Genomic DNA, 9,272 nt, shown 5'->3' on the forward strand with positions numbered 1-9,272 from the left:
GAACACCTTTTTTTTGGTTAATTCGGCTCACAATGAATATTCACTCTGCAACATCTCCTCTGTTTTCTTTGTCTTTATTTTATCCGGCAGATAACAAAGCCATCTCTTATCTTGGACACATGACATTATGAGCCGTGGATTTGATTTTAAATCTATCTTATTGGCATGTTTGGTCATCAGTATTGGCCAGCTCAGTATGGGCTTGGTGTTTCCTTCTTTACCTTGGATCGCGAAAGATTTTGATGTCTCGCTAGAGCAAGCTCAGTTGTTGGTGAGTGTCTATTTGTTAGGTTTCGGGCCTTCTCAGTTTATTTATGGTCCTATCTCGGATGCTTTAGGGCGTAAAAAGGTTCTGCTGAGTGGTTTATTAATCGCTATGCTTGGCTTATTGATGATCATCTTCTTCAGTCACTCCTTTACCAGTATGGTGATGGGGCGATTCCTGCAAGGTTTGGGGACAGGTTGTTGCGCGGTTTTGGCTCGCGCCTCCACGCGAGATAGATTCAGTGGGGCAGATTTGCCCTTGGCGATGTCTTATATCGCGATGGTTGCATCGATAACGCCTCTATTCGCGCCGGTTATTGGTGGTTTTATTAACTTCCATTTCGGCTGGCACATGGTGTTTATTTCGTTACTTGGATACGTCTCACTTGCTTGGTTTGTATTGGTGTTCAAGTTTAATGAGACCGTGAATAGGCTCTCGGCGATCCCTTCCCCCAAGACCATGTTCTTTCAATATAAAGCGTTACTGACCTCTCGTTATTTTATGAGTTTTGCGAGCATCGGTTGGCTTAACTTTAGCTTGATGATCACGACGGTCTCAGTGATGCCGTTCATCATGCAAAACCAGATTGGTATGACGTCGGATCAATATGCCATGTGGGCGGTGATTCCTGCGCTAGGTATGCTCGGAGGAACGAGTTTCTGTAGTCGTATCCGTCCTATATTAGGCAACAAGAAAACACTGCTGTGTACGCCGGTATTACACTTTTCCGCGGCCTTATGGCTTTTCTTTTGTCCACTTGATCCTCTGTACCTAATGCTTGGTCAATTCTTGATGATATTGGGTAATGGTATCGCGTTACCTTGTGCTCAGTCTTTAGTGATGTTGCCATATCATAAGAATGCTGGTGCCGCTGCTGCCATGTCTGGCGGTGGGCAAATGATCGTGTCTTCGATCGTGAGTATGGGATTGGTTAAGCTAGGTTTAGGCGAAGCGTGGCACTTATCGATTGTGATCACTGTTTTCACACTGATTACTTTGTTTAATATTTTTCGTGGTTTTGGCACCCAAGAAGCAAGAGAATCTCAGTTAAGCTAATGAGTGAGAGCAACACAGATCTCGCTTCTGAATGTGCAAATTTGGCATAGGTTAATAAAATGTATAACCTAAAGGTCTGACCACTAAAAAGGTAGCCACCATGCCAAATCTCGACCGTATTACTTGTTCTATCGATGAAAACCAAATTGCGACGGTTGTGTTGAATCGGCCCGATAAGCTCAATGCTATTGATATGGCAATGTTCCAAGGCGTGAATAATATGGTGACTCAGCTGAAAAAGAACACCGAAATTCGCGCCGTAATAGTGAAAGGCGAGGGAGCTGATTTTTGTTCAGGGCTTGATGTTAAGTCCCTTTTAACGAGTAAATCTGGGGCAATGAAGCTCTTGTTCAAATGGCTACCGATATTGCCTAACGCTGCACAACGCTTTTCACTGGGTTGGCGAGATATTCCATGCCCGGTCATTTTTGCGATTCATGGTCGTTGTTGGGGAGGTGGTCTGCAATTGGTCAGTGGCGGTGATTTTAGAATTGCTAGCCCTGATGCGAACTTCTCAATATTGGAAGCAAAGTGGGGGTTGATTCCGGATATGGGAGGCGCTATCGCATTTCGAGAGTTAATGCGTAAAGATCATACTTTAGAAATGGCAATGACCGCTAAAGTGATCGACTGTGAAACCGCGAAAGAATATGGATTGGTGACAAAGATTGCCGAAGACCCTTACGCAGAAGCCTATGCATTGGCACTTGAGTGCGCGCATCGGTCGCCAGATGTTGTCGCTGCTAACAAGAAACTCTACAACAAGACTTGGTGGTCAAGCCCTGGCATGGCTGTGTTCTACGAGACTTGGTATCAGATAAAGGTAGGGTTAGGTAAGAACAGGGCGATTGCTGCTCAACGTGAAATGCATCCAGACAAACCACGCCCATACGTCGCCAGAAAGTTTAAATAGCCATTAGCAAGTCGCCAGCTCTTGTGAGAACTACTGGCTTAGTCTAGATAAAATTGAACACAGTCGTTTATTAAAACTGGGCGCACTTCGTGTATTCTCATTTCCCTATCTTTTTCTCTCTTTCTCATATGAGAGTGTCACTCTCTTAATCTAGATTAAGTTTTCCCTATCTTATTCTCGGTAGTATCCGCACTGAATCAGTGCCCATGCTTAATGGGTAACTCGCGTAATACGATTTTGAGAGGAAGACACTTGAGCACTTTGTTTACAGAAACCCACATTGGCAAGATGACACTAAAGAACCGCTTCATGAGAAGTGCAACGTGGGAAAATATGGCCACTGAAGATGGGCATATGACAGATAAACTGTACGCTATCTATGAAGAGCTGGCTCAAGACGAAGTCGGCCTGATCGTGACGGGTTACGCGAACATCGTTGAAGAAGAAAAGCCAAATGCAGGCATGATGGGGATGTATAACGACTCATTCATTAAAGAGTATCAAAAGCTGACTCAACTAGTGCACGATAACGACTCTAAAATCGTGATGCAATTGGCTTATGGTGGCACCAAAACCACGTATGATCTTGGCGATCGAGTGATCTACGCACCAAGTGAAGTGCCAGAAAAAGGAACTCAAACACTAGGCAAAGCGATGACCAAAGACGAGATCGACTACATTGTTGATGCCTTTGCTCAAGCGTCTTTGAGAGCACAGAAGTCAGGCTTTGATGGTGTTGAAATCCATGCCGCTCATACCTACCTGATTAACCAGTTCTTAAGTCCTTATTACAATCAACGTGAAGATGAATACGGCGGTAGCTTAGAAAACCGCATGAGATTCTTATTAGAGATCTATACCGCGACGCGTAAGCTGGTGGGGGATGATTTCCCTATCTTAGTTAAGCTGACTGCGTCGGAGTTTTTTGAAGGTGGCGTCACCTTTGACGAAACACGTATTGTGTGTAAAAAACTTGAACAAGTGGGCGTGGATGGCATTGTCGTATCAGGTAATATTCATGGTAAAGCAGACACTATGATTGGCGAGTCGCACGATGGTTTTACCATTCAAGCTGAAGGCTACTTCCATGAGTATGGCGATGCGATCAGCCAAGACGTTAATATTCCCGTGATCACGGTTGGTGGCCTGACAGATTTTGATGCTATCGAAGCGATTGCCAACAACACGGGCATAGAATACTTTGCCCTTTCAAGACCGCTGCTTTCTGAACCGCATTTAGTTAAGCGTTGGAAGGACGGAGATAGAAGCCCGGTAGAATGTGAGCGATGCTCTAAGTGTCGTACTAAGCGCGGTAACTTCTGCGTGGTGAATAAAGAGAGAAAAGTTCAGCTTGCTCGTATGTAGTTGCTGAAGCCAACTCCAAGCGAGAGCCGAAATTTATCGCCGAATCTAAGTTTGAGCCTGTGTAATCGCGCAGGCTTTTATTTATTTCGTATTCTATGAAACGGAATTTGAAACTGTATTCATGTAATACTCATCGTAGTCAATCACGGGTCATCTTAGCTTGTTAAAAACCTCGATAACTTCGTTAGAATGTTTGCTTGTAGAATAACGACTTATCGAAGCTGCTTGTCGAAAAGAGCGGCCTTGTTCTCAAGTTTTTATCCTGCGCTATTTTTGAGCACTTACTTACTGTGATTAGTATGACTCAGATTTCTCAAAGCTAAAGTCGGCGATAACGGATTACGATAGCTGTTAATAAAGTATAACCACAGATTTGTGTCAATAGACCTGTGTCCCATTTATATTGAAAAACACGTTAAATCAGTTCGTTACCTTGCAATATTCAATATGGTGTACCAATCTTATTTCATAAGCATGGATAAGGATTGTGTATGCCCGTAAGTTCAATGAAAAACAAAGGGGTGGTGGGGAAAGTTCTACTGCCTTCTTTGCTCATAAATCTTCTTTCTCTCGCCGTTCCGCTAACGGTTTTACAAATTTACGATCGTATCTTACCTAACCAGAGTTATGGGACTGCCACTCTGTTATTAGCGGGGGCGACGTTGGCTGTTGCTATGGAAGCACTAATTCGGTTTGTGCGAACTTGGCTTTTGTCTGCAGCGGCCAGTAATACCGAGAAAGCGACCTATCAAACCTTGGTTGAAAGGGTGACTAACGCGTCATCAGTTCATCTTCGTCATATAGGTGTTGGTGGCATAGAAGAAGGGCTCGGCTCAGTATCCAAGGGGCTTTGTTTCCTAAATCAGGGAACTAATGCTTAAAGCTACGATCAGATCATCTAAGTTCACTCACATACTTAGATCAATGCCAAAGCCTCGCTACAGAACAACTAACTGGAAACAATATAACCAAGCCCTAATCAATCGTGGTTCACTGACATTCTGGATTGACGAAGAAGCGATTCAACAGTGGAAGCAACTCAAGCAAGGTAAACGAGGTCGACCTCGATTGTTTAGTGACTTAGCCATTACGACCGCCCTCATGGTTAAACGAGTATTTTCGATGCCGTTGAGAGCGTTACAAGGATTCATCGATTCTGTTTTCAAACTCGCTCAACTCCCGTTGTCATGTCCTCATTATTCATGCATCAGTAAACGAGCTAAAACGATTAATGTGTCATTCAAGACAAAGACCCGAGGCGCAATACAGCATTTAGCCATTGATGCAACAGGGCTGAAGGTCTACGGTGAAGGTGAAGGTGAAGGTGAAGGTGAATGGAAAGTAAAAAAACATGGTACTGACGGGAAGCGTCGAGTTTGGCGTAAGCTCCATTTAGCAGTAGACACTGGCACTCATGAAATCATTGCGGCTGAGTTAAGTTTATCGAATGTCACCGACGGTGAAGCTCTTCCTAATTTACTGAATCAAACTCGTCGTAGAATCAATGAGATATCTGGTGATGGAGCTTACGACACAAGACAATGCTACGAAGCCATACGTATTAAACAAGCTGTTCCACTTATTCCACCGAGAGAAAGTGCTGCTTTTTGGGTACGAGGTCACCCTCGTAATCTGGCGGTAGCTTGCCAGAAATTATACGGCTCAAATAAACATTGGAAAAAGAAGTACGGTTACCATAAACGGTCACTTTCAGAAACGGCCATGTTCCGTGTAAAGACACTGTTTGGTGGGCGACTAAGTTTAAGAAACTATAATGCTCAGGTTGGTGAAACCTACGCCATGATTAAAGCGTTGAATAAGCTCACAGGGTTAGGTATGCCTAAAACGATAGAAATAGCCTAATAATCACCCATATTGGCAGTTTCTATCTGAGATCCAATTAGGAAACAAAGCCTTTGCAATACTGTTATGATTACACCATAATTAGGTGTTAATTCCTCGTACCCGACTTATCTCGAATGAGAACATTAAAGGATAAATACATGTGGGTATTTGACCCAACCGCTCGAAGACAACTATCACATCCGAGCCAAGAAAAAAGCAAGAAGCTCAAATCCACTGAAAGCAAAATTCTACAGCTGTTGCTTGTCAATCAAGGAAACGTAGTTTCTAAACAAACCCTTTTACAAGAAGTATGGGGAAATCGAATTGTCTCTGCCTCTAGTATTACCCAATCAATTGCACAAATACGTTTGGCTCTTGGTGACAACGGTAAAGAGCAGCGTTATATCAAAACCATCCCAAAACAAGGCTATATGCTTGCAGCTGGTAGGATTAAATTCTCACAGCAGTATTCAACTACGAGCGAAACAAAGCCCAGTAGTGAGCATAAGAAAAAGAGTAAACAACTAGCACAAAAGTCCTCGTTGACACCTGTAAACAGGTCATATCCAAATAAACTAATCCAGTACTCACTTGCTTTTTTCTTATCAATCGGAATTATTTCAATCTCCTATTGGCTGGTCTCAATCTACCTTCATTCCCTGAGTGTAAGGACAAAACAATGGCTAAATGTTGAAGTGGCTGGTATTAACTATTATTACGAATCTAGCCCAAGTGGCACTAAGCTTTTTGAAACCATTTCAGACGAATATCAAAATAATATAGGCAAAATTTTCCTGTCTAAAAATCCAGAACAGATATACGTATCTTGTATCTATGAAACTGCAAAGTATAGTGAAATCAGCTCCGCTAACTTGAGTTTCTCTAACCAATATACAACTCAACAAATCAAAGAGGCAATTCGTGAACAGTGCCAATAAATTAAACACTTTATTAGCTACATTGCTCGCTAGCTTGATATTACTACTTGTATATTTAAATAATATTTTCCATCCACCATTTTTTGAAGGAAAAAGTAACACCTTGCTGTTTGGCCATGGCGTCACTTATAGCGAATCGGGGACCGAAAAGTATCGAGAATTTCACACTCTTGATCATAAATGGAGTGGCATACACCAACTGAGTACGACATATGGTACCAAAGATGACTCTGGAAGTTTAAACGTTTCCTCTTCAGTATATTTTTGGACTTCTAGCCTATTTTCAACCAGTAACACTGTATACAGCGAGGACTACAAAACGAGCGTTGAACCAGATACCACTCAAGCACACCTTATTTTAGAAACGGCAGAGCAGTACTTTCAAACCATCTATCAAGATACTAATAATTTTTGTTACTCAAGCCTACTCACGGGCAGCATTCAATGCGTCACAGCCGATCAATAATAGATTAATCACTCTATAAATCCCAACATATTTAGTTATAACGAAAATTGAAGATATATAATTATCATAAAATCAGCAACTTAAACCCAAACACCTTTAGATTAACACTTTCAACACAAAAGGTAATTATCACATAATTTCATTAGCTTCCCTCCCCAATGAGACATAGTATAAGGGAATATTCGCTACATTACATAAGGAAGCACGTACCATGCATTTCACGTGTACTAACCCTAAACCGCTTCAAATAACTGCCCTACTCTTTGATGGAATGCCAACGACATCTATCTCTGGCCCAATAGAAATGTTAACCGTAGCAAGCACTTTAGCGGGAATTCCAACACCTAAAATAAACTACGTTTCAACTTCAGGTAGCGACGTTCAAGCGCTAGGTGGAATTAATTTGTCGCCAAACCGTGAATGGAATGAAGTCTCTCATACCGATATCCTTTTGATCGGATCTTGCGGCGAACCTGAAAAGCTACCACTCTTGATTGAGGCTGACATGGGGAATTGGCTCAAGAAGTTAATTAAAGAGACTTCGTATGTTGTTTCATTATTTACCGGAGCTTTTCTTCTCGCTCAGTTGAACTTGCTCAATCATAAAACAGCAACTACGCATTGGGTACACAGCCATTTATTCCGAGAACACTACCCGAAGGTAAAATTACTACCGCATATCAAAATGACTTGTGAAGACAACTTGATCTGTACTTCCAGTGTTGGCGAGTACTATCAAGCTATTATGCTAGTTCTAGACCGCATTTTTGGTTCAAGCCATAAAGAAAAATGTGATCAGTTTTTAAAAGGAGAAGTGACAGAAGAGCAGCAAGTATCTCATTCTTATTTTGTTGAATTTCGTCAGCATAATGATCAACTGATTCATGAACTACAAGACTGGATGCACAGCCAGAATTCTACTCAGTTAAATGTTGTTAAATGCGCAACACAATGCTTTTTGAGTGAACGACAAATGACACGACGCTTTAAGCTAGCAACCGGAGAGGCCCCAATTAATTATATACAAAGGATCCGAATAGCTTTGGCACGCGAGAAACTAAATAAAACCAAACATTCTATAGAGCAGATTTGCTATCAAATTGGATACAGTGATACCAACCATTTTCGTTTACTTTTTAAGAAGTATCATAATATGACACCAACTCAATATAGAAAATCAATACAATATTACGAGGATAGCTGCTGTATTTCTTAAACTTATATAAGCCAACAAACGTTAAATAAACTAAATCTGTTAAAATACGTTAAATTGTTACAATGAGTTGGCCAGAAGTTCTGCTCTTGCTAACTCGGTTAATTTAGCAATTCCATTTTTTATGGTGTATTTCAATGAAGTATTATTTTCAAGTAGAAGTTCACCACCAACTTCGACACTCACTAAAGAGCCATTAGATTCGAAATCCATAAACGAGCTATTTATTGCCACAATACGATACTCGACCCTTTCACTAACCAATGCGACTGGGACAAGGGTGTGATATTTTTTAGCTGTTGGTAGCATTATGGTTAGCATATCTTCTGTGAATAAAATCATTTCTTTTCCCTTAATTATTTCAAATTTCTTTGGCTAGAGGGTAGTAATGGCGATGAAGTTGCAATAAGCACTCTTCAAATGATACTAATGAGCGATACTTTTCATCTTCGTTCAGTACACGACTTTGTATTATTGGATAAGTAACACCTCCATCGATCATTAAATTGTCAACCAGATCAAAATCTTCAATTGCCATATTGTTTTGATCTCTATATTCGCCACTCGATACACTAACTTTATTTAGCTTTTCGATATTTCTTTGCAAGAATTGTCGCTCATCATGAGTGTAACCAAGTATCACTTTGCATAAACCTTTTGCCATTCCGACTTCATACACAGTTCCAACATCAGCACTTGCTCCTCTAAATGGGGTTAAATTAGCAATAACGGCATCAGCGGATAGAATGAGAGCTTCATTTGCACTCGATATTTCTAACCCGATAGACTCTTTTGATATGCCATTCATATCAATTTCATTATCGAGAGGATATAAACCTATAAAGCCGTATTTTTCACACAACTCTTTTTTCTTTCTGCCTATTTCAATCGAATCAGTAAGAAAAACCTCTGGACCAGCTAGATATATTTTTTTCATAACATCTCCTTAAATAAAGTGAAGCAATTATGTTTTATTTGTGACAGTTATCAATATTCAACTCGTTAAATAACAACAAGCGCAACCTATATATATCAATGACATAACTTAAAAAACCTATCACATTGTCATATTTACTTAGTAAAGTCGTCTTATTTGCCACTAATATCTAATTTTATCGTCAGCAATAAATATATTCCTACAGATATACCATGATCTGCTCCAGTTAGACTGGACACCGCATTAAGCTACATATTGTTTTTCAAAGTTAACT

The 9,272-nt window shown here is 40.8% G+C and carries 9 protein-coding genes and 1 pseudogene; 8 read left to right on the forward strand and 2 right to left on the reverse strand.

Features of this window, described 5'->3' with window-relative positions; translation table 11 throughout:
* The first annotated feature begins 127 nt into the window (after window positions 1-127).
* The 8 genes and pseudogenes from L4B77_RS00525 to L4B77_RS00560 all read left to right on the forward strand — a co-directional run bounded on the left by L4B77_RS00525 (window position 128) and on the right by L4B77_RS00560 (window position 8,064).
* A complete protein-coding gene (locus L4B77_RS00525; protein WP_261840143.1) occupies window positions 128-1,321 on the forward strand; it encodes a multidrug effflux MFS transporter in 1,194 nt (397 codons plus the stop codon).
* 100 nt (window positions 1,322-1,421) lie between these two features.
* Window positions 1,422-2,234 (forward strand): crotonase/enoyl-CoA hydratase family protein, encoded by an 813-nt coding sequence (locus tag L4B77_RS00530; protein WP_429748110.1) that lies wholly within the window; start codon window positions 1,422-1,424, stop codon window positions 2,232-2,234.
* A 252-nt stretch (window positions 2,235-2,486) separates the two neighbouring features.
* Window positions 2,487-3,599, forward strand: coding sequence for an NADH:flavin oxidoreductase (locus L4B77_RS00535; RefSeq protein WP_429748111.1), 1,113 nt, complete (start codon window positions 2,487-2,489; stop codon window positions 3,597-3,599).
* Between the two features lie 491 nt (window positions 3,600-4,090).
* Window positions 4,091-4,444 (forward strand): annotated as a pseudogene (locus tag L4B77_RS00540) (ABC transporter); the annotation flags it as partial.
* A gap of 79 nt (window positions 4,445-4,523) precedes the next feature.
* The gene (locus L4B77_RS00545) at window positions 4,524-5,462 is read left to right on the forward strand and encodes an IS5 family transposase (RefSeq protein WP_429748112.1); all 939 of its coding nucleotides are present in this window, start codon (window positions 4,524-4,526) and stop codon (window positions 5,460-5,462) included.
* Between the two features lie 140 nt (window positions 5,463-5,602).
* Window positions 5,603-6,382 (forward strand): winged helix-turn-helix domain-containing protein, encoded by a 780-nt coding sequence (locus L4B77_RS00550; RefSeq protein ID WP_429748113.1) that lies wholly within the window; start codon window positions 5,603-5,605, stop codon window positions 6,380-6,382.
* Window positions 6,366-6,848 (forward strand): hypothetical protein, encoded by a 483-nt coding sequence (locus L4B77_RS00555; RefSeq protein ID WP_429748114.1) that lies wholly within the window; start codon window positions 6,366-6,368, stop codon window positions 6,846-6,848. Before L4B77_RS00550 ends, L4B77_RS00555 begins: the two co-directional genes overlap by 17 nt.
* 211 nt (window positions 6,849-7,059) lie before the next feature.
* Window positions 7,060-8,064, forward strand: coding sequence for a GlxA family transcriptional regulator (locus L4B77_RS00560; RefSeq protein WP_429748115.1), 1,005 nt, complete (start codon window positions 7,060-7,062; stop codon window positions 8,062-8,064).
* Window positions 8,065-8,121: 57 nt separating this feature from the next.
* On the opposite strand, the gene L4B77_RS00565 is transcribed toward L4B77_RS00560, so the two are convergent.
* Window positions 8,122-8,403, reverse strand: coding sequence for a hypothetical protein (locus L4B77_RS00565; RefSeq protein ID WP_371731224.1), 282 nt, complete (start codon window positions 8,401-8,403; stop codon window positions 8,122-8,124).
* Window positions 8,404-8,422: 19 nt separating this feature from the next.
* Window positions 8,423-8,998, reverse strand: coding sequence for a nucleoside 2-deoxyribosyltransferase (locus tag L4B77_RS00570; protein WP_429748116.1), 576 nt, complete (start codon window positions 8,996-8,998; stop codon window positions 8,423-8,425).
* Window positions 8,999-9,272 lie beyond the last annotated feature (274 nt).

The organism is Vibrio minamisatsumaniensis (assembly GCF_050337445.1).
GTDB classification, from domain to species: domain Bacteria; phylum Pseudomonadota; class Gammaproteobacteria; order Enterobacterales; family Vibrionaceae; genus Vibrio; species Vibrio artabrorum.